The organism is Pseudoalteromonas sp. 2CM32C, from assembly GCF_023161925.1.
Taxonomy (GTDB): Bacteria; Pseudomonadota; Gammaproteobacteria; order Enterobacterales; family Alteromonadaceae; genus Pseudoalteromonas; species Pseudoalteromonas marina.
Map to the genome: position 1 here is coordinate 66887 of NZ_JALNTI010000008.1, position 20782 is coordinate 87668.

Annotated in this window: 17 protein-coding genes and 1 tRNA gene; 7 read left to right on the forward strand and 11 right to left on the reverse strand. The window is 38.7% G+C overall.

All coding sequences use genetic code 11. The features are described from left to right. Positions 1 to 158 precede the first annotated feature (158 nt). A complete protein-coding gene (locus MTF67_RS14565) occupies positions 159 to 1547 on the forward strand; it encodes a sensor domain-containing diguanylate cyclase (protein WP_248519926.1) in 1389 nt (462 codons plus the stop codon). A 107-nt stretch (positions 1548 to 1654) separates the two neighbouring features. Here the strand turns inward: MTF67_RS14565 and MTF67_RS14570 are convergent, their stop codons facing one another. Beyond that, entirely contained in the window at positions 1655 to 2527 is an 873-nt protein-coding gene (locus MTF67_RS14570; RefSeq protein ID WP_248519927.1) for an AraC family transcriptional regulator, read from the reverse strand. Positions 2528 to 2697: 170 nt separating this feature from the next. Between MTF67_RS14570 and MTF67_RS14575 the strand changes: the two genes are divergently transcribed. The 6 genes from MTF67_RS14575 to MTF67_RS14600 all read left to right on the forward strand — a co-directional run bounded on the left by MTF67_RS14575 (position 2698) and on the right by MTF67_RS14600 (position 9258). Beyond that, the gene (locus tag MTF67_RS14575) at positions 2698 to 3648 is read left to right on the forward strand and encodes an SDR family oxidoreductase (protein ID WP_008131435.1); all 951 of its coding nucleotides are present in this window, start codon (positions 2698 to 2700) and stop codon (positions 3646 to 3648) included. A 60-nt stretch (positions 3649 to 3708) separates the two neighbouring features. Beyond that, positions 3709 to 4383, forward strand: a complete 675-nt coding sequence (locus MTF67_RS14580; RefSeq protein WP_006794764.1) for an FISUMP domain-containing protein — start codon at positions 3709 to 3711, stop codon at positions 4381 to 4383. An 11-nt stretch (positions 4384 to 4394) separates the two neighbouring features. After that, positions 4395 to 5132, forward strand: a complete 738-nt coding sequence (locus MTF67_RS14585) for an alpha/beta fold hydrolase (RefSeq protein WP_006794765.1) — start codon at positions 4395 to 4397, stop codon at positions 5130 to 5132. Positions 5133 to 5523: 391 nt separating this feature from the next. Then, positions 5524 to 6024 carry an RNA polymerase sigma factor gene (locus MTF67_RS14590; RefSeq protein ID WP_248519928.1) on the forward strand — a complete coding sequence of 167 codons (501 nt, stop codon included), beginning with the start codon at positions 5524 to 5526 and terminating at the stop codon, positions 6022 to 6024. 1 nt (position 6025) lies between these two features. Next, positions 6026 to 6685, forward strand: a complete 660-nt coding sequence (locus tag MTF67_RS14595) for a hypothetical protein (protein WP_039036686.1) — start codon at positions 6026 to 6028, stop codon at positions 6683 to 6685. 146 nt (positions 6686 to 6831) lie between these two features. Further along, positions 6832 to 9258 carry a PAS domain S-box protein gene (locus MTF67_RS14600; protein ID WP_248519929.1) on the forward strand — a complete coding sequence of 809 codons (2427 nt, stop codon included), beginning with the start codon at positions 6832 to 6834 and terminating at the stop codon, positions 9256 to 9258. Positions 9259 to 9542: 284 nt separating this feature from the next. Here MTF67_RS14600 and MTF67_RS14605 read toward each other — a convergent pair whose 3' ends face one another. The 10 genes from MTF67_RS14605 to MTF67_RS14650 form a co-directional block, all read right to left on the reverse strand. Further along, positions 9543 to 11453 (reverse strand): aminotransferase class V-fold PLP-dependent enzyme, encoded by a 1911-nt coding sequence (locus MTF67_RS14605; RefSeq protein WP_248519930.1) that lies wholly within the window; start codon positions 11451 to 11453, stop codon positions 9543 to 9545. 205 nt (positions 11454 to 11658) lie between these two features. Beyond that, positions 11659 to 12291: an endonuclease III gene (gene nth / locus MTF67_RS14610; RefSeq protein WP_008131416.1), complete on the reverse strand. Its 633-nt coding sequence runs from the start codon at positions 12289 to 12291 to the stop codon at positions 11659 to 11661. Between the two features lie 41 nt (positions 12292 to 12332). Further along, complete coding sequence (locus tag MTF67_RS14615; protein ID WP_008131414.1) at positions 12333 to 13031, reverse strand: electron transport complex subunit E; 699 nt, start codon at positions 13029 to 13031, stop codon at positions 12333 to 12335. After that, positions 13028 to 13669, reverse strand: a complete 642-nt coding sequence (gene rsxG, locus MTF67_RS14620) for an electron transport complex subunit RsxG (protein ID WP_248519931.1) — start codon at positions 13667 to 13669, stop codon at positions 13028 to 13030. Before rsxG ends, MTF67_RS14615 begins: the two co-directional genes overlap by 4 nt. Then, a complete protein-coding gene (gene rsxD / locus MTF67_RS14625) occupies positions 13666 to 14724 on the reverse strand; it encodes an electron transport complex subunit RsxD (protein ID WP_248519932.1) in 1059 nt (352 codons plus the stop codon). The genes rsxG and rsxD overlap by 4 nt, the downstream gene beginning before the upstream one ends. Next, positions 14721 to 17195, reverse strand: a complete 2475-nt coding sequence (rsxC, locus tag MTF67_RS14630) for an electron transport complex subunit RsxC (RefSeq protein ID WP_248519933.1) — start codon at positions 17193 to 17195, stop codon at positions 14721 to 14723. The genes rsxD and rsxC overlap by 4 nt, the downstream gene beginning before the upstream one ends. Before the next feature lie 8 nt (positions 17196 to 17203). Continuing rightward, positions 17204 to 17758 carry an electron transport complex subunit RsxB gene (gene rsxB / locus MTF67_RS14635; protein ID WP_006794774.1) on the reverse strand — a complete coding sequence of 185 codons (555 nt, stop codon included), beginning with the start codon at positions 17756 to 17758 and terminating at the stop codon, positions 17204 to 17206. Position 17759: 1 nt separating this feature from the next. After that, positions 17760 to 18341 carry an electron transport complex subunit RsxA gene (gene rsxA / locus MTF67_RS14640; RefSeq protein ID WP_008134172.1) on the reverse strand — a complete coding sequence of 194 codons (582 nt, stop codon included), beginning with the start codon at positions 18339 to 18341 and terminating at the stop codon, positions 17760 to 17762. A 270-nt stretch (positions 18342 to 18611) separates the two neighbouring features. After that, a complete protein-coding gene (locus MTF67_RS14645; RefSeq protein WP_248519934.1) occupies positions 18612 to 20555 on the reverse strand; it encodes a GGDEF domain-containing protein in 1944 nt (647 codons plus the stop codon). Between the two features lie 151 nt (positions 20556 to 20706). Next, a tRNA-Asn gene (locus MTF67_RS14650) sits at positions 20707 to 20782 on the reverse strand.

Sequence of the window (20782 nt, forward strand, 5' to 3'; positions counted from 1 at the left end):
TGAACGGGCACAAAAAGCAAGCCACTATGGCTTGCTTTTTTATTTATAAGGTTTAAATAATGAGCAGTTTTTAAATTAAATTAGGTACTAATTGGTTTCATTTTCTCTATTTGTTTACTACCTTTTTGGTATTAATATTTTTTTAAATGAGATCATTCATGAATGGTATCAGTGATTTAAATTTTAAAAACTTACTTGAGTATGCACAAGTAGGTGTGATTATTCATAACTGGGATACATCAATTGTTTACATAAACCCAATCGGTTTGCAGTTACTAAATTTAGATTACGAGCAAGCAATAGGGCGAGACATTTATGACCCTAATTGGACACTCATTGACGAGCAAAGCAATCTAATGTCTGTTGATGATTATCCAGTTAATATTGTTAAAGCTACAAAAAATAAAGTAGTTAATAAAATTATAGGTGTTGTTGGCGGGGCAAAAAAAGACATAAGCTGGTTTATGGCTAACGCTTACTTTGAAGGACATGACGATGATAAAAACTTTATTGTTGTAACCATCACTGATATTTCTGACGCTAAGCAGCAAATTTCATTTCAAGATGTGGTCGAAAATACGCAAGACATGGTTGTTATTACCGATGCAAAAAATATCAAACACCCTGAAGGGCCTAAAATAATTTACGTAAATAAGGCTTTTGAAGTACTCACTGGCTATACCTCAGCAGAAGTTATTGGTGAAACGCCTCGAATTTTACAAGGTGATTTGACCGATTCTAAAGGCAAACAAAGAATATACGCTGCGCTAGAACGTCGAGAAGAAGTAACTGAAACACTGTTAAATTATGATGTTAGAGGAAGGCCCTATTGGGTTGAAATGAATATTATTCCGTTGAAAAATAAGTTTGGTGAGGTTACTCATTTTGCAGCAATTCAACGGGATGTTTCAAAAAGTAAATTTCAAACCGAACAGTTAGAAAAACGAAATAAAGATTTAAAAGAGTTAAAAGTTAACCTAGAAAATTTAGTACAAGAAAGAACATTTGAATTACAACAAGCTAAGTCTCAACTTGAAAAAATAGCGTTTTTTGACCCATTAACTGGAATTCCTAATCGTCGTTTTTTTTCAGATCAAGTTAATAAATTAGTCAAAGGAAGTGTCAGGCGTGGGGGTATAATTGCGTTTGGATTATTTGATGTTGATAACTTTAAAGCTGTTAACGATACCTATGGTCATGATGTGGGTGATCGCGTACTTGTTGAATTAGCAAACATATTAACGCACATATTGAGAATTGATGATGTATTTTGCCGCTTTGGTGGTGAAGAGTTTGCTTTTGCTGTTATTTTAAAAGAAGCAGGCGATGCTGAACCCATTGCCGAAAAACTTATTAATGCAATTAGAAATCTTAAAGTGCCTGTTGAAGGAGAAAACACAATAAATGTAACCGTAAGTATGGGGTTAAACGTGGTATCACCAAGCAACAGCACTGATATAGATGATCACATAAAAATATCTGATTCAGCTATGTACCAAGTTAAAAAGTCTGGCAAAGATCGTTATAAAATTATTTATGAACCATAAGATAAGTTGGGTTATGCAGTGTTACTAAGCTAATAAGTATAACTTTTCACAAGTTAGGTACTCACTCTTTTACATGTATAAGCCGTTAAAATATCGCCTTTATTGTGCTAATTTTGTTGGCTCCATTGCTTGGGCGATAAGCCGTACATTCTTTTAAATTCTCTGCTGAACTGAGAACTGCTTACATAACCCATTTCCATGGCCGCAACGTTGACATTGGTACCTTGTGTTATTTTCATGGCGGCATGGTTAAGCCTCATTGATTTAACAAATTGAATAGGGGACATGTTAGTTGCTTGTTTAAATTTACGATGGAATACAGCGCGGCTCATACCTATTTGGCTAGCCATGTCTTCAATGGTTATGTTTTCATGCAAATGAGATGATAAAAAGGCAATTGAACGTGCAATCTCGTTACCCACACCAAATGCTCGTTTAAATGCATAGCCTGCTTGACCTTTTAACAGCGCGTAATATAGCTCACGCAAGCGTGCTTTTTTCAATATGGCTAAATCAACAGCATCATCGTCGAGCAACAACATTTTATATAACGCATCGGTAAAGTTAGGGTCCCAATCGGCAGTTAAAATACTTTGTGAAGGATAACTCACGTTAGGTATTTGTTGGGTGCTCGTTGCGCTTTGAATCTCGAGTGCTAACTCGGTCATAATTCCTGTATCTATCGAAATGTATACACCTATTAATGGGTTATCTGTCGAGGCTTTTGGAGTACCGGCTTCAATAGGCATAGGCATTGTGCAACATATGTATTGTGTGTTGTCATAAAGGTGTTTGTTGCCATCTAAAATAGCTTCTTTTGTGCCTAAAACAATAGCCGTGACAGAAGGTTCATAGACCGCTGGTGAACATTCAATAGGGTCTGTGATTTTAAATAATTGAATGCCTTCAATACCTGTTTGTACCATGCCGCTTTCATTCATTTTTCTATTAATTAGTTGTAGTATCTTGGCTTTACTCATAGTCAATAATCACTCATTAAACAGGTGGTAAAATTAGCATTAGAGTTTGTGTAACTCAACAAAGTGATACAAATAGGCATGTTTTAAGGATTATTACGCCTTTTAGCATGTGTGGCTGAGATTATAATGTCTGCATATTAAAATTAACATTATTCATCTTGGACAACATTATGACGCAAAAAAATCAATTTGGGCCTAACGGCTGGACACCTGAAAACTTAAGCGCTTTGCATGGTAAAACTTATCTAATTACGGGAGCAAATACAGGCGCGGGCTTTCAAGCAACTCGCATATTACTCTCTAAGGGAGCCAATGTTGTTATGCTAAATCGTAATCCAAATAAATCTGTGCTGGCAATTACAAAGCTCAAGGATGAATTTGGCAGTGGCGCAAACGTCAGCTTTATAACATTGGATTTAGCCGATTTGACATCAGTACGCACTGCTTGCACAGAAATTTTGATAAAAGTACCTCAAATTAACGCACTAATTTGTAATGGTGCAATAGCGCAAGTTGAGCAGCAACAATTTACAGCAGATGGTTTTGAAAGCCAGTTAGGGGTTAACCATTATGGCCACTTTTTATTATGTGGTTTGTTGTTTGAGCGAATTAACACATCGAAGGGACGTATTGTTGTGGTGTCGAGTGAAGGGCACAAAATGGGGCTCAAAACAATTCAGTTTGAAGACATGAACTGGGATAAAAATTACAACGCAAATAAAGTGTATAGCCAAAGTAAATTGGCGCAAATGATGTTTGCTTACGAGCTACAAAATAAAGTTAAAGCGGCCGATAAAAATGTGGAAGTATATGTTTGTCATCCTGGGGCATCAAACACATCATTAATTAGGGAAACAGCAAGTTTTGCTACTAGGTTATCGTGGTCATTTATGGTCAAACTGGGTGTTGCTCAATCAGCTGAAAAAGGCGCTTATCCAGAAGTAATGTGCGCAGCTCAAAGTAACCTAAAGCAGCATGCCTACTACGGACCAACCGGATTTTTAAACTTTGGCGGCCCTGTAGGCGAATGTAAGCTCGAATCATTTGTGTTAGATAAAAAGGTTTTAACAAAATTATGGACGCTTTCGGAACAACAAACAGCATTTAAATGGCAACTGTAGAAAGCAATATTTACTAGACGAGCACCTATGAAACATTTCATTTATATATTGGGAATATTTATGTCGGCCTCAACAGCGTTAGCGAATGAACTTATTAGCGAACAAAACACTTCACAACCATCAATAAATAGCGCGTTGGTTCAGGATCATGAAGGTAATATTTATCGAACAGTTACGATTGGTAAACAAATATGGTTAGCTGAAAACCTTCGTGTGACTAAGTTTCAAGATGGCTCAAAGGTTAATACTGGCTTTATACCTAATGATGATAAAAGTAATTTAGCTATTTATGGTAGGCTTTACGATTGGTATGACGTAACAGATACGCGAAACCTTTGCCCAGAAGGATGGCGAGTCGCCTCTGATGAAGACTACAAAGCTTTAGAGATAGCTATAGGAATAGATAAAACAGACGTGGATAAACTTGGGTGGCGTGGACAAGACGACGTGGCAATTACGTTAAAAGTAAAGCAACCCGACACTATTTTTAAGCGTTTTAATCAATTGCAAGTAAATAAATACGGCTTTTCTGCTATGCCTGCGGGGGTCAAATTAGGAAATTGGTATATCACTCAGGGTATGTATACCGAGTTTTGGACAAGCACCAATGCAACTAATTCTGAGGCTTATGCAAGAACACTTGCTTATTCGTGGTGGAACTCTCACAAGGGCGAAATTCGCCGTGCGAAGCTTAATAAAGAGTATATGTTTTCAGTTCGATGCGTAAAAATTTAGGTGGTTAGATAATGCTATTAAAAATTACATTCGTGTTGTTTATTACACTTTTTACAGCAACAGGTTGCGTAAATACGAACCAAGCTTCGTCGGGCGATGATATTGATAAAGATCTTATTGTGCTGGCACATGGATTAGGAAGAAGCGATTGGGCCATGTGGAAATTAGCTCAAAGGCTAGAGCAAGCAGGGTATAAAGTATGCAGTTTAGATTACGCAACAATTGGCGAAAGTGTTGAGGCAGTATTGAAAGACACAACAAAACAAATTGATGCCTGTATTATCAATTCTTCAAAAGTGCACTTTGTAGGGCATTCTTTAGGTGGGTTAGTAATTAGAGCATATTTACAAAACGCTAATCACACACTAAAAAATGTGGCTATAGGAAATAGCGTTTTAATAGGCACGCCAAATAAAGGGAGTGAACTGGCTGATCATTTTAAAAACTCTTGGTTAATTACTTTAGGAGGCGGCATTAGCAAATCATTAGTTACAGGTGTGAATAGCCTTGGTAATAATTTGGGAGAGTTAACTGTAAAGTTTGGCGTAATAGCAGGTACAAAGTCGTCTAGCTTAACTAACGATAAATTTAATGGTGTTAATGATGGGCTTGTATCGGTTGAGTCCACAAAATTAGCGAACATGCATGATTTTATTACTATTAATGTAAGCCACTCTGAAATGCGCTACAACGAAAATGTTGCTTATCAAACTATACATTTTTTACAAAAAGGTTATTTTAAGCACTAATTTTATGCATGATTAGCTAGCTACTATCAAAAAATACTTCAGTTTATTTAACCTTAACAGAGAGGTTAAAAGCCACCGTTTAAATATTAAACCCACTTAATAAAGCCTCTTCAGCAATATTTACCATCGACTAAAAATAGAGAGTTAACAACGCGTTTAACGCTTGAATTGAAAAATTTTATTTGAACTTGTGATTTTTTCGCAGTTGCTGCGAATAACTAGGTAATAAACTAAGCAGATATTATTTTAGGCTCGATATGTTTTAAATAGTATTTAAAGCATATCGAAGGCATACCCGTAAATAGGGCTAGAGTACTTTATGCTATTAAATAAACAAACTTTAAAGTCTTAATATTATGAAATTAAGAAAAAGTGATGGATTAACCAGTAAATGACCACAACTAAAAAAACACAATTTGCTCAAGCAATGGAGCAACATAAAGGCATTATTTATAAAATTGTGAATTCATACTGTCAAAACAAAGATGACCGACAAGACTTAGCCCAAGAAATATTAACAACGATGTGGCTAGCTTATGATAATTACAACAATGCTTATAAGTTTTCAACGTGGATGTACCGAATTTCGCTGAATGTAGCTATATCTTATTACCGAAGAGACAGTCGGCGAGAAGATAAAGCAAATGAAGAGTGCATAGTGAAGATTGCTGACTTATCGCAAGAAGATGAGAGCAACGAGGTGGTAAAGCAGTTATATGAGTTTATTGGTCAACTCGATAAATTAAATAAGGCGATTATGCTCCTTTATTTAGAGAGTGAATCTTACGAAAGCATAGCCAATAGCTTAGGGATCAGTAAAACCAATGTTGCTACGCGAATTAGTCGAATTAAACACACATTAAAACTTCAATTTGAAACACGGGATTCTTAACATGAATTTAGATAACTTTAAAAGCGCTTGGCAACAACAAAGCACTGATACACATAGTGCTATTGAAATTAATCAAGCAAAGCTTGCTGAAATAAAAATAAATAAACAAATAAAAGCACTTAATAAAATGAAATGGGCACGAATAATTGAAAGCTGTGTGTTTCTTATTATTATTGTACTGTTGTGGAAGTATATTGCTGCAGGCTTTACTTTTTCAGCGCCAATCATTTCAGCCTTTATTCTCAATCTGTTTGCCATCATTGGGCTTGCAGGAAATATTGGCCAAATTGTTTTAATTTCAAACATTGACTATTCAAAACCAGTTAACCAACTACAAAAAGATTTTTACCGAGTTTGTTCTCATAAATTAGAATTGACCAAGTTGCTACTTATGTCAGTTCCCTTTTATCTTGCTTATGTTTTTATTGGGTTTGATCTACTTTTTGGAATTGATTTATATCAGTATTTAGAGCTGCACATGATTTGGTTTTACTCTTTGTCGTCAGTACTGCTTTTTATAGCTACAGCATGGGTATTTGCTAAATTAAATTATAAGAACATTTCTGAGAAATGGGTTAATGCGAGTGTTCAATTTATTGTTGGTAAACGTTTGGTCACTATGGCTGAGTTTTTAAATAGCTCTGAGTTAATAGAAAGTTAGTTATCAAATGCTGTGTTTGTGTAGAAAATAGTTAATGATTTTTTTGCATAAACTCTTTAGATAATTGATTTTTTCTGCCATTAAGCTGCCAAATTTTTACATCGCTTCTATACTATGTAAAACGCGTAGTTAATGAGTTAGAAGTAGTGCCTGCCAGTAAAAATAATCTTGAGCAAGAAAACACAAAACTAAAGCGAGCGATTGCTGAGCTTACTTATGAACGAGATAAGTACAAAAAAATCTTTGACGCTTCGGCCGACGCGTATTCAGTTATCGATTTAAGCTCAGGTAAGTTTATAGAATGCAACCAAGCAGCTATTGATATGCACGGTGTTAATAGCATGGGCAACTTTTTAAACCTTAGTCCTGCTGACTTGTCACCCGAGTTACAACCTTGTGGTAATCGTTCAGATGTTTTAGCTAAAGCGCATATAAATTGCGCCATAGAACAGGGCTTTCATAGTTTTAAATGGATACATTCGCGTTTAGATGGCACAACGTTTAACTGTTTAGTTAACTTGACTGGATTATTCATAGAGGGCAGTCAATTAATATTGGCGGTTGGTCGAGACATATCCGATATAGAAATAGCCCAAAAACAAATCAGTACCGAAGCTTCAGAAAAGCAGCGATTTAAACAAGCGTTTTTGGGAGAAAAAGAAAAGTTTGAAAAGTTTGTTGATTTGGCACCCGTTGGTATTGCAATTAATTCAATATCTGACGGCAGCTTTGAGTTTGTGAATGAGGAGTTTGGCAGAATCACAGGCTATAGCGTTGATGAGTTAAATCAAATGGACTATTGGCAGCTCACCCCTGAAAAGTATGAGAAGCAAGAACATGAACAGCTAGAATTACTTGCTAAATATGGCCAGTATGGGCCGTATCAAAAAGAATACATACATAAAAATGGGCATGTATATCCCGTATTATTATCGGGTATAAAAATTACAGATAGCAAAGGTGAAACATTTATTTGGTCTGTCGTTCAAGATATATCTCATCAAAAGCAGAGTGAGCAACAAATTAAAACGGCGAAAGAAAAAGTGGATTCTTTTGCTTTGCGTATGCAATTAGCCAATGACTCTGCGGGTATTGGAGTATGGGAGTTAGATTTAAAAACAGAAAAACTAGTATGGGATTCTTGGATGTATAAATTATACGGCATCTCAGAGTTAGAGTTTTCCTGCACATACCAAGCATGGCTAGATAGAGTTCATGTTGATGACGTTGAACATAATGAACGTATGTTGGATGAAGCAATCAACGGGGTAGGCATTTACGACCCAGAGTTTCGCGTTGTACACCCTGATGGAAATATCCGGACAATTAAAGCAAGTGCAGAGATATTGAGAGATTCGCATGGTGCAGCCATAAAAGTAGTTGGTGTAAATTACGATGTAACCGAAAAAGTAGATGCAATACGAAAATTGTTTGATGCAAAGTTAGCTGCTGAAAATGCTGCACAATCAAAAAGTGACTTTTTGGCTAATATGAGTCATGAAATTCGCACCCCTATGAATGCAATTCTAGGTGGTTTGCAACTGCTAAAAAATACTAGTTTACCTGAAGAGTTAAGGGCAGTTCTTAAAAATGCCTCTTATTCGGGGCAAAGTCTTTTAACCATAATTAACGATATTTTAGATTACTCTAAGATAGAGTCCAACCAACTACAGTTAGAAAAAGCATCATTCTCATTAACTGAGGTATTAGATTCTATAACCTATGACTTAGACTCCTTAGTTAGTGAAAAACGTATCGGCTTTACCGTAAATAAAGATGAAAGTTATTACGAATATTGGGTAGGTGATTTAGTTCGAGTTAAGCAAATACTATTAAATTTAAGCTCTAATGCGGTTAAATTTACAGATAAGGGAAGTGTTAAAATAAACGCGAGCAGTAAAGTTTTTGAAGGTAAAGAGGCTATATACCTAGAGGTTGTAGACTCAGGAATAGGGATGAGCAAGGAAGTTACTGAGCACATTTTTGAGCGGTTTACTCAAGCAGACTCATCTACAACCAGAAAATATGGTGGAACAGGACTTGGCATGTCTATAACTATTAGTTTAGTTAAAATGATGGGCGGCGAAATTGATATCCAAAGTAAGCAAGGACTTGGCACAACTGTCACGATTAAATTACCACTACCTAAAGCAAATAACATAGCAGATAAAGCCCCTAAAAAATCGTTTAAAGCGCCCAATTTACAGGGGAAAAAAATTCTTGTTGCCGAAGATAACAGTATTAATCAAGTGTTGATTAAAGCCATGATGGCTAAAACAAATGCCGATATTACAATTGTAGAAAATGGTCAATTAGCATTTGAAGCTGTTGGTTCCGAACGTTTTGACTTAGTATTTATGGATATTCACATGCCAATTATGGATGGGATTGAGGCTAATCAACAGATAAAAACAATACTGCCAAATTTGCCTATTATTGCGTTAACAGCCAATGTAATGGATAAAGACGTAAAACATTACTACCAGCAAGGTTTCATCTTTCATGTACCTAAACCAATCGATATCAACGAGTTATATGGCACACTCAGGCGTTGTTTGTATTTAATCGGTTAATTAATGTTGGCTATATAAAATAAGGCCTGTCCAATAGAAAAGTATTTGGTTTTGAAAATAACATCAGCAGGGTTTAAAAACTGCTGACAAATTTCTCGTAGAATATTGTATGTAATACTAATCCGCAATAATACTTAATCATTTTTCGAGGCTAAACATGTCGCTACCTGCGTTACAAAATGTTCATTTAGAGCAACTAAATAGTGATATTTTTGCCTAGCTATCAACACGTTTTTCCAGCCTCAAAATAGCTCACTTAATTAAGTGAATGGGTAAAATACTGGTTATTTTTCTATTTTACCTTTTAGAACATAAATTTCACCATCAAAGCTACCTTGAATAGTTAACCCTTGACCGGCAAGCTCTTTTAAGTATTCGATATGTTCTTCAGTGATGTGTTGCCCTGGAACTAATAACGGTATACCTGGAGGATAGGGGGTAACTAAACCAGCACAAATACGATTATTGCTTTTAGCAATAGGCACCGACTCGCGTTCGCCATAAAAAGCATCGCCTGGAATACACGCTAAATCGATGGCTGGTAAGCTTTCTGGCAAGCGAGAGCGCCTTGTTGATTTGGCTAGTTTTACTCTCCCACTATCAAGTTTTTTTAATGCATTGTATAAACGAATAATCTTCGAACGAGTACCACCAAGCGTTAATAATACCAAAATTGTACTGTGAGTGTATTTTTCTATTTCTAGGCCAATTTCATCTAATAAAAACTTATGAATGTCTTTTAATGAGTAGGGTAATTCACCAATATCGATAAGGATTTTTAGTGGATCGTGACCCATATTATCTTCACTAAAGTGTGGAAATATTTCCATAAAATCGTCTTTACCCAGCACTTTAATGTATTTCAACGATGCCATTTGTTGTTTAAATTCGTCGACATGGTTTAACAAGGCATTAAGTAATTTATAGCCTTCCATTTCCAATTGTTTTTGGCATACGTCAAGCGAGGCAATAAGCTGATACTTGGGCGATGTACTGGCGTAAATACTGTAAATTTCTCTAAAAAAATCTGCATCGAAGTCTGGATCATTCACATGAATATAAGACGCCTGTGAAAACGCCGATACCACTTTATGTGCTGAATGAGTGACATAATCGGCTCCAGCATGAATGGCTGAGTAGTAACGCAGGCTCGGGTGAAACAAAGAGTAAGCAAACCAGGCTTCGTCAATGAATACTTTAATGCCGTGTTGATGGGCAAAATCCACAACTTGTTTTAAATCGCTTAATAAACCATCGTAAGTACAACCGGTAAGCACCAGTAGTTTTGCATCGGTATTTTGCTCTATTGTTTGTTTTATATCGGCTAACGAAGGTGGCGCAAAAATACCATATTTAGGGTTTAATATACTCGATAAATAAATGGGTAAACTGGCTGATTGCAAAATGCCATAATGAACAGATTTATGACAATTACGGTCAATAATGACCTTATCCCCCTTACGTAACAGGGTTTGTAAAATAATTTTATTTGAAGTAGAAGACCCGTTAGTAACAAAGTAGGTATGCTTTACCTCAAACGTTGCAGCTGCAGATTCTTGAGCACGCCCAATGGTATTGGTGCTATCAGATAAAGAGCCTAACGAATCGACAGATACCGACAGATCGCCAACAAACACATTGCGGCCATAAAACTGATAGAAGTCTTTAATATAAGGCGAGTTTCTAAAGCTAGAGCCACCACTATGGCCTGGTGTGTGCCATGAATCGTTCGACTCGCCAACATAACGGCGATACGCAGTCCAAAACGGGGTTTCTGAACGGTCGTCAAAGTCGTTGATCATATAGCCTAAAATAGCTTCGGGGTCAGAAATAACCTCGTCTTTAAAGAAAAACGATTCAATTTCTTCTGACTCGTTGACTATTTCCAGTCCTTTAGTATCATCGCCAATTACATAAACTGGAAGCTCTAATCGAATGGCTTTTAACTGCTCAATAAAGCGGCTATACGTTCTCTCGCCAACCTTGTTTTGTAAATCCCAACTAAGTACAACAGCCTGAATATCACCATCTTCTTCAACACTTGTTATCGCATCTTTAAGCGTAAAACGCTCAAGAATATCGATATGGATATCGTCTCGCTCAAAATTTGGTATCGCTTTAGAGAGATTTGTAGACAACTCTTTTAAAGTGGCTTGGTCTTGCTCAATTAATAATATTCGCAGTAAAGGCAACATAGGGGTTTTCGTAATAAAATCTTATAATACTCAGTAGCATAACCAATGCATTGGCACTTGTGAAATTAATACTTGGTAAATCTGCATTAATTATATTTTATGCACGTCCATGTTTAATGTTTCATTCTCAATAAATGTTCACGCAAGCGAATGTCCTACAACTGTTTTAAAGTAAAAAGTTGATCACTATGCGTAAACTTATCTTTTACTCTGTTTTATCTTTAAACTCACACAAGTCTTCAATAATACAACTACCACACTTAGGCTTACGGGCTGTGCACACGTAGCGGCCATGAAGAATTAACCAGTGGTGGACATCAACTTTGAACTCTTTTGGCACTACTTTTTCGAGCTTTTTTTCTACTTCAACAACATTTTTACCCATAGCAAATTTAGTGCGGTTCGATACACGATCGATGTGGGTGTCGACAGCAATTGTCGGCCAGCCGAAGGCGGTGTTGAGTACCACATTTGCTGTTTTTCGACCTACGCCGGGTAGGGCTTCTAGGGCTTCGCGGTTTTCAGGTACGATGCTGTCATGTTTATCTACCAATATTTGGCACATTTTATAAACGTTGGCAGCTTTAGAATTAAATAAGCCTATGGTTTTTATATAATCACGGAGTTTATCGTGGCCTATATCTAAAATAGCCTGTGGTGTATTTGCAACAGGGAATAGTTTTCTGGTTGCTTTATTAACACCAACATCAGTGGCTTGCGCTGACAGTGTAACAGCAACAAGTAACTCGAACGGGCTTGAATATTCAAGCTCCGTTTCTGGGTTTGGGTTGTTATCGCGCAAGCGTGTAAGTATTTGGTAGCGTTTTTCTTTATTCATATAACTTAAACGTACTTACTTAAAAAGCAGTACGTTTCCCCTTAAGTTAAACTGGTAACACGTGCACGAGGGCCTTTTTCGGCTTCTGGCGGTGCAATTTGTTTTGATTTTATTTGTGCATCAATCACATTTTTAGCGGCTATGAGCAACCCAAGCCCTAAAAATGCGCCAGGTGGTAAAATAGCAAGCAAAAACTGATTGTCAAAGCTAAACACTTCAATGCGTAAACTTTGTGCCCACGGACCCAGTAATAAATCGGCACTGTCGAATAACGTACCTTGGCCAATGAGTTCTCGCATTGCACCCAGTACAACGAGTACAAGCATAAATCCAAGTCCCATCATTAATCCGTCAAAGGCAGATAAATGAATTGGATTTTTTGAGGCGTACGCTTCGGCGCGGCCTATAATTGCGCAGTTAGTTACAATTAGTGGAATAAATATGCCCAGCGATTGATAAAGTCCAAATGTGTAGGCGTTCATCAGTAATTGAACAATGGTTACAAACCCAGCAATGATCATTACAAAAACGGGAATACGTATATCTTTTGGTACCCAGTTTCGTACAATAGATACGCTTACATTTGATCCAATTAATACCAAAAGTGTTGCAAGGCCCAAGCCCAGTGCGTTTGTAACAGTCGATGTCACAGCAAGCAGCGGGCAAAGCCCTAAAAGTTGAACAAGAGCAGGGTTGTTTACCCACATCCCTTCTTTGTACAGTGTTTTTAACTCACTCATTGGGTTACCTCTTCACACTGGCTATTTGGGGCTGTAAAAATAGTATCAAACTCATTTTGCGCAAATAATACGGCGTTTTTAACTGAATTTACAACTGCACGAGGCGTAATTGTTGCCCCAGTGAACTGATCAAATTGGCCGCCATCCTTTTTCACAGCCCAGCGGTTATCGTCTTCACTGTGCACCGTTAAGCCTTTAAATGTTGTGATCCATGATGACTTTTTAATTTCTATTTTGTCGCCTAACCCTGGTGTTTCTTCGTGTTTAGTGGTTCGCACTCCCGCTACAGTTCCATCGCGTAATATGGCGGTTAAAAGCTTTATATCGCCACTGTAACCGTTTGGTGTTACGTGCCTAACAACAAGGGCGACTGGTTGGTTATTTTTTCGTGCACGGTAGATAACTTGCGAATTATATGGTCCTAGTCGCTCATCTGTAATAACGATACAGTCTTTCGACAAGTCATTGTCGTAGGTATTAGGGTCAAGTACTTCGTGCAATTGTGATGTTAAGTATAGTTGCTCTTGCTCTGCAATTTTATCCGCCGTTAATGCATCAATAGTTGCCACTAGCCCAGTAGTTACAAGGGCGAACGCAGTTAAAATAGCGCCGTTTTTTGCCATAGATGAAACAATCATTTTACTGCTCCATGGCCATAAGTTCGTGGCTGTGTGTAGTAGTCAATAAGTGGTACTGCAATATTTAGCAATAGTACTGCAAAGGCAACCGCATCAGGAAAGCCACCAAAGGTACGAATTAAATAAACAAATAACCCAATTAGTGCGCCGTAAATCAAGCGACCTTTATTTGTGGTTGAGGCCGAGACTGGGTCGGTTGCAATAAAAAATGCGCCCATCATAGTTGCGCCACTTAGCAAGTGAAATACAGTACCCGGCTCTGTGCCCGGTGCCGCTATGTAACCAATAGCACTGCATAATGCTAAGCTACCAATAAAACTAACAGGAATATGCCAGTTAATTACTTTTTCTTTTAGTAAATACAACCCGCCAGCTAAAAAACCAAGGTTAACCCACATCCAACCTTGGCCTGCCCATTCGTTAAAAATAGGCTTTTGCATGCTTTCGCTCACTGTTAAACCATGAGCTACATCTGTTTTGATAGTGTCTAGTGGCGTTGCCATTGTAGTGCCATCAACACCAGCACGTACTTGATCTAAGCTATAACCAGTAGAGGTAAAGTCCGTAAAAATAAGCCGTAATTGTTCTGTAAAGCCAATAGGGTTACTTGCTAGATCTGTAACAGGTAACCACGCAGTCATTTGCACAGGGAACGATACCAGTAGCAAAACATAAGCTGCCATAGCGGGGTTAAATAGGTTAAAACCTAAGCCACCATAAAGCTGCTTTACAATCACTATGGAAAATAAACAACCAATAATAACAATCCACCACGGTGCAAATGGTGGAATACTCAAGGCAAGTAACACCGCGGTTAACCATGCGCTGCCATCACTTAATGCAGGCCAAACAGGGCGCTTACGTATTAGCATTACTGCTGCTTCAAAAGCTGTGACAGCCACAATAGCAAGGACGAGTTGAATAAGTACACCTGTACCAAAAAAGAAAACTTGAGCAATGAGTCCAGGAATACACGCAGCAATAACGGTTAGCATTAATCGTGTTAGCGATTTATGGCTATGATTATGCGGCGAACTGGCCATGGTTAATTTCATGACTGATCATTTCCTTCTTTTTGTAACTTTTTGGCTTTGGCGCGAGCAATTGCGGCGGCCACTGCGGCTTTTTTCTTTTGGGCGGCGGTTTGTTCTGGGTTAGCTTCACTTGGCGTTTCAGGCTCAGTTCTCGCCACTTGGTCAGTATCTTCATCGCTTTGTGTTTGCTGCGCTTCTTTTGCCGCTTTTTTAGCTTTAGCACGGGCAATCGCAGCCGCTACAGCCGCTTTTTTGTTCTCTGCTACGGAGTCTGTTTGTGGTTCTTGAAGTTTAACATTATCGGTTTTCAGCTCATCAATACTTGGCTCAGTCGATTGCTCAGTGTGTTGTGCCTCTTTTGCTGCTTTTTTTGCTTTAGCGCGGGCAATTGCGGCAGCTACAGCCGCCTTTTTGTTATCTGCTGGAGAGTCTGTTTGTGACTCTTCAGATTTAACATTACTGGTTGATTTGTCGTTGAGACTTGGCTCATCTGGTTGCTCAGCAGCTTTAGCTGCTTTCTTAGCTTTAGCGCGGGCAATCGCGGCGGCTACGGCCGCTTTTTTGTCATCATTAGGTGCTGCTGTATCGGCATCATCTGTATTAGTTTGAGCCTCTTGTGGTTGGGCTGCCTTTTTAGCTTTAGCACGAGCAATTGCGGCGGCTACGGCTGATTTTTTATCATCAGCTGGTGCAGTACTGGCATCATCTGTATTAGTTTGAGCACCTTGTGCTTGGGCTGCCTTTTTAGCTTTAGCACGTGCAATAGCGGCAGCGACTGCGGATTTTTTGTCGTCAGGGGTTGTAGCGTCTTCAGAAAGCTCTTTTTGCTCTTTATATTTACGAGCTTGCTCTTTGCGCAGTGCACGCTCTTTAGCGACTTCACTATTATCTGGCTCAATCTCAGTATTTTGGCCTTCAAGTTTTTTGGCTTTTGCGCGAGCTATTGCAGCAGCAACGGCTGCCTTTTCATTTCCATCGTTCGATTTGTTTTTAACACGGGCAAGGGCATCCGCTACTTTTTGCTTTTCATCATCAGACTTAGCTGGTGCCTTGCGCTTATGACGATTTTTACGCTCTTCTTGTTCACGCTCTAAACGCTCCTTGCGCGCATCAAAGCGTTCTTTTGCTCTATCTGCTTTTATTTTTTCAGCTTGTTGTTCTTTTATTTCAACTTTAGCCACTCGGTAATATTGCACAAGTGGGATTTCGCTTGGGCACACATACGCACAGGCACCACATTCAATACAATCAAACAGGTTATGTTCTTGGAGTTTGTCGTACTCTTTAGATTTTGCAAACCACTGTAATTGTTGCGGTAGTAACGAAGCCGGGCACGCGTCTGCACACGCACTACAGCGTATACAGGCTTTTTCAGGTCCTGGCTCTGCAAGCTCTTTATGATCAGGGGCTAAAATACAGTTAGTTGTTTTAATTACACCAATCCGTACAGTGGGCAATGTAAAGCCCATCATTGGGCCACCCATTACAACACGTTGTTGTGGTACTGGCGAAAACCCTTGGCAGTCGAGCAGGTGTTTGATTTCTGTACCTAATAAAGCCCATACATTACCTGGTTTGTGTATAGTGTTACCCGTTACTGTAACCACTCGCTCTATAAGAGGTTTCCCTTCGTAAACAGCTTGTTGTACGGCATAAAGGGTACCTGTATTGTGCATGAGTACACCAATATCAGCAGGAATTCCCATGCTGGGTACTTCACGATTAGTCAGCAATTTTATTAGTTGTTTTTCGCCACCTGAGGGATAAACTGTTGGCACGGTTTGAACAATAATTTTGTTGTTATGTTCAGCCGCTTTAGTCATTGCAGCAATAGCTTCTGGCTTATTGTCTTCTATGCCCACAATACAAATTGTTGGGTCTAAAAGTTGTTGCATTAATTCGATGCCTTGGATAATTTCAGCAGCGTGCTCACGCATTAGTTTGTCGTCAGCGGTTATATAGGGTTCACATTCCACAGCATTGACAATGAAGAAGTCTATTTTTTGCTTTGTATCGGCCTTGATATAAGTTGGAAAACCAGCGCCACCCATGCCACTGATACCCGCTTGATGAATTATATCAACTAACTGCGTATGGCTTAGTGTTTTTGGCTCACTTATTGGGTTAAGTGTGCACCACTCGTCTTTTCCATCAGGCTCAATAACAACACTTAGCTCTGGCAGTGCAGACGGGTGAGCCGAGGGCTTTGGCGCTATTTCTGTAATAACACCCGAACTAGGAGCATGTACTGGTACAGACCAGTTAGCAACGGGTTTAGTTAAGGCTTGACCTTTAAGTACGCGTTGGCCTTTTTCTACAAGTAATTTACCATTAGCGCCAATGTGCTGTTTTAGCGCAACTACAAGTTTGTCAGGTAGTGGAAGGCGAGCAATATTTGCACCGTTAGAAAGTGATTTTTGCTGTGGAGGATGCACGCCGCCAGGAAATTGCCAAACAGTACCTTTTTGTATTTGTTCAAGTAACTTTTCCACTCAAACCTCTAATCTATTTGTGTAACAGGAATAGCATCTAACTGCCATTTCCAGTTTTGTTTTGTTTCAGCAACCGGTAGCATATCAATACAATCTACAGGGCAGGGCTCAACGCATAAATCACAACCTGTGCATTCGTCTATTAAAACAGTATGCATTTGGCGAGTAGCACCTACAATGGCATCTACAGGACAGGCTTGAATACATTTGGTACAGCCAATACATTCGTCTTCGCGTATGTATGCAACGGTTTTAATTGGCTCGGCTTGCTCTCCACCGGCAAGGGGTTTCTCATCAACGCCCATCAGGCCAGCAAGCTTTTTCATGGTGGCTTCACCACCAGGCGGGCACTTATTAATTTCATCCCCATTGGCAATTGCTTCTGCGTAGGGGCGACACCCCGGGTAACCACATTGACCACATTGCGTTTGCGGTAAAATGGTATCGATTTGTTCAACAATGGGGTTACTTTCTACGCGAAAGCGTATTGCAGCAAAGCCTAAAATTAACCCAAAAACCAGCGCGAGTGAGCCAAGCGCAATTAAGGCATAAAACAAGGTCATATTAAAATTTCACTAATCCGGTAAAACCCATAAACGCCATAGACATAAGGCCGGCGGTTATCATAGCAATAGAGGCGCCTTTAAAAGGTGTTGGAACATCAGCAGCAGCAAGGCGTTCGCGCAGCGCTGCAAATAGTACGAGCACTAATGAAAAGCCAACCGCAGCACCAAAACCATACACTGCTGATTGTAAAAACGAGTGGTCTTCTTTTATATTAAGTAAAGCAACACCTAGTACTGCACAGTTTGTAGTGATAAGTGGTAAAAATATACCCAATAAACGGTAGAGTGTAGGGCTTGTTTTACGTACCACCATTTCTGTAAATTGCACTACAACGGCAATAACTAAAATAAAGCTCATGGTGCGTAAAAATTCTATATCCAAAGGGATTAAAATATACTGATTAACCAAGTAACTAGTTACTGAAGCAAGCGTAAGTACAAAGGTGGTAGCTAAAGACATGCCGATTGCTGTATCAAGTTTTCCTGATACACCCATAAACGGACATAAGCCTAAAAATTGTACTAACACAAAGTTATTAACTAGAACGGTTCCAATCAATAACAATACATATTCAGTCATGCGAGCCTCGCGCTTTTAAAGTCCCGTGTATTATCCTTTTTTCTGCTCTGATTAACAACATGTGCAGTGATTATCATTTAAATAAACATTATTAAATTAACTAACAGTAATAATGATGTAATAGACCTATGAGTTAGACATACTTTTTTCTTTAACATGATGACTTTAATCATACTAATTTGAGGGGGGCAGTGATCACCGTAGCGCTAAATAAAGGGGAAGGGCACAAACAAAAAAAGAGCAACGAGTGCTCTTTTTTAAAATAGGGGGTTAAATATCTTTCGGCTTTTCGATGTAGTAGCCTTGAACGCCATCTAAGCACAAGGTTTCTATTATGTGTTTTTCTTCTTGGCTCTCTACACCTTCGGCAAATACACTCACGCCAATCCTGTGTGCTAGATCTACCATTAGACGCATAAAGTATTGATTATTTTTATCGTCTTCTAAACCGCGAGTGTAACTGGCATCCATTTTTATGAAATCGGGTTTTAAATCACGGAAAAACTTGAATGATGTTAAACCGACGCCAAATCGCTCAACGGTAATACGTGCACCTACTCGGTGAACCATATCAATAAAGCGTTTACTGGCTTTAATATTTTGTTGTAAACCAAACTCACTTACTTCGAAAACGAGTTTAGATGCGATATGGGTATCTTTTAATAGGCGACGCTCTAGCCAAATTACAAACTGATCGTTATGTGCACTTGAGGCCGTTACATTTAAGCCAAAGAATTTCTCGGATAAGTTACGGCTTTTTACTTTTTCAAGCGATGAGTCGATGATAAGGCGGTCAATTTCTATAGCCATATCGAGTTTTTCAGCCATGGCTAAAAACGATGCAGTAGGGAGCATTTGGTTATCTTCGGTTTTAAACCTAACCTGTATCTCGGCGTATGCCTTAATGCTTTTACCCAAAGGCATAATATTTTGCATTACTAAATGCACGCGTTTTGATTCAATAACTTCGTTTATTACTTTACGCCAGTTTTGGTTACCAAAGCCTGCGCTTACATTATTGACTAAATCGGTTTCGCGTTGTACGTGCCATGCATTAGTTTGCTTAGACTGAGCCATACTCATCGCGTTATCAACCACCGAAAGCAGCTCGCCTAATGGTTTACCTTTTTCGTAACCCACAATGCCGGTATTAGCCACAGAGCTTAATTCTTGGTTTTGTTGATATTGAGTAAAGCGAGACTGTAAGTTTTCACCAAAACGCTCAGCTTCTTTAAGCGGTGTATGCGGTAAAATAACAGCAAAGTCAGAGCTGTTTAGTCTAAATAATTGGCTGCCAGTATAAGTGCCGCTCAAGTGTTTAATTATATCAGCAACACCCCTTACGTACTCGTCACCTTTTTGGTAGCCACGGCTTTGATTAATTGCTTGTAACTCACTGCAGCGCACCATAGCTAACGAGCCAAACGTACTTTGCTCGCAGTTCTCGATATGCTTTTCATAATACTCAACAAACATATTTCGGTTACCTAAAGAAGTGATAACGTCTTTATAGGCTTCTTGTTTAATGCTCATTGCTGCATTTTGTATATCTTGGCTTTTAGACTTTAAAAAGTGCGATAACCGGTTAAAGCTTGGAACTAAATCTTTCCCCAGCTTTTTGAGACTAGAACCATCGAGTGCAGTTTGTAGATCGTCATCAACTTGGTTTTGGTTAATATAAATATCAATGATGTCAGATACTGTAGTGCTGATATTTTTGTTCAGCTGGTAAAAAATTGACTTAAGTAAGATGATAGGAATGATCACCAACACCGCAGATATAAGTATTACTATGAAGAGGGCCGTTTGTAGCTGCGAAGCTAGTTGTTGAATGTTGAGCGTAAATTCTACTTTTACATCTGCTGCATCGTTGACAGCAAATTGGGGGCGTATAGAGTTAAATTGAGACTGAATAAACTCGGCGAATGCTGGCAACTCTTCAGACGAATTAACACTGAAAACTTCCGCGCCTTGATAATCTCTAAGCGTGAAGTTTGAAAAGGTATTGCCGTTTGCAATTGATTTTTTTAAGTCTTCTGCAGAAATATCGTCTATAGACAGCTCATTTATATACTTACTAACGGTTACTTGAGCACTTTTTTGTGCTTCGCTCACCGCGTTATCAAAGCCCACTGAAATGAAGTAGCTTCCTGCTGCAACACACAATAACCAAGATATTATTTGTATTAAAATAAGTTTTTTAAATCCAGCCATTTTTTCAATCTTTTTGATATTACAGAGGAAAGGAATCAAGTCCTTGATTATTTAACTAAATGCAACATTTATTAGTTTTTTTTCAATGTTTTAGTTCTAGAGTAGAAGGGTAGTGGAAATAGTAGTAAATGTCTATGGAATTGTTGAGAATTGGCTCCCCCTCCCCGACTCGAACGGGGGACCTGCGGATTAACAGTCCGTCGCTCTAACCAACTGAGCTAAGGGGG

Excerpts from the sequence above, each read along its gene's own strand:
- MTF67_RS14565 (WP_248519926.1), top strand. The coding sequence starts at position 159 with ATGAATGGTATCAGTGATTTAAATTTTAAAAACTTACTTGAGTATGCA.
- MTF67_RS14570 (WP_248519927.1), bottom strand. The coding sequence starts at position 2,527 with ATGAGTAAAGCCAAGATACTACAACTAATTAATAGAAAAATGAATGAA.
- MTF67_RS14575 (WP_008131435.1), top strand. The coding sequence starts at position 2,698 with ATGACGCAAAAAAATCAATTTGGGCCTAACGGCTGGACACCTGAAAAC.
- MTF67_RS14580 (WP_006794764.1), top strand. The coding sequence starts at position 3,709 with ATGTCGGCCTCAACAGCGTTAGCGAATGAACTTATTAGCGAACAAAAC.
- MTF67_RS14585 (WP_006794765.1), top strand. The coding sequence starts at position 4,395 with ATGCTATTAAAAATTACATTCGTGTTGTTTATTACACTTTTTACAGCA.
- MTF67_RS14590 (WP_248519928.1), top strand. The coding sequence starts at position 5,524 with ATGACCACAACTAAAAAAACACAATTTGCTCAAGCAATGGAGCAACAT.
- MTF67_RS14595 (WP_039036686.1), top strand. The coding sequence starts at position 6,026 with ATGAATTTAGATAACTTTAAAAGCGCTTGGCAACAACAAAGCACTGAT.
- MTF67_RS14605 (WP_248519930.1), bottom strand. The coding sequence starts at position 11,453 with ATGTTGCCTTTACTGCGAATATTATTAATTGAGCAAGACCAAGCCACT.
- nth (WP_008131416.1), bottom strand. The coding sequence starts at position 12,291 with ATGAATAAAGAAAAACGCTACCAAATACTTACACGCTTGCGCGATAAC.
- MTF67_RS14615 (WP_008131414.1), bottom strand. The coding sequence starts at position 13,031 with ATGAGTGAGTTAAAAACACTGTACAAAGAAGGGATGTGGGTAAACAAC.
- rsxG (WP_248519931.1), bottom strand. The coding sequence starts at position 13,669 with ATGATTGTTTCATCTATGGCAAAAAACGGCGCTATTTTAACTGCGTTC.
- rsxD (WP_248519932.1), bottom strand. The coding sequence starts at position 14,724 with ATGAAATTAACCATGGCCAGTTCGCCGCATAATCATAGCCATAAATCG.
- rsxB (WP_006794774.1), bottom strand. The coding sequence starts at position 17,758 with ATGACCTTGTTTTATGCCTTAATTGCGCTTGGCTCACTCGCGCTGGTT.
- rsxA (WP_008134172.1), bottom strand. The coding sequence starts at position 18,341 with ATGACTGAATATGTATTGTTATTGATTGGAACCGTTCTAGTTAATAAC.
- MTF67_RS14645 (WP_248519934.1), bottom strand. The coding sequence starts at position 20,555 with ATGGCTGGATTTAAAAAACTTATTTTAATACAAATAATATCTTGGTTA.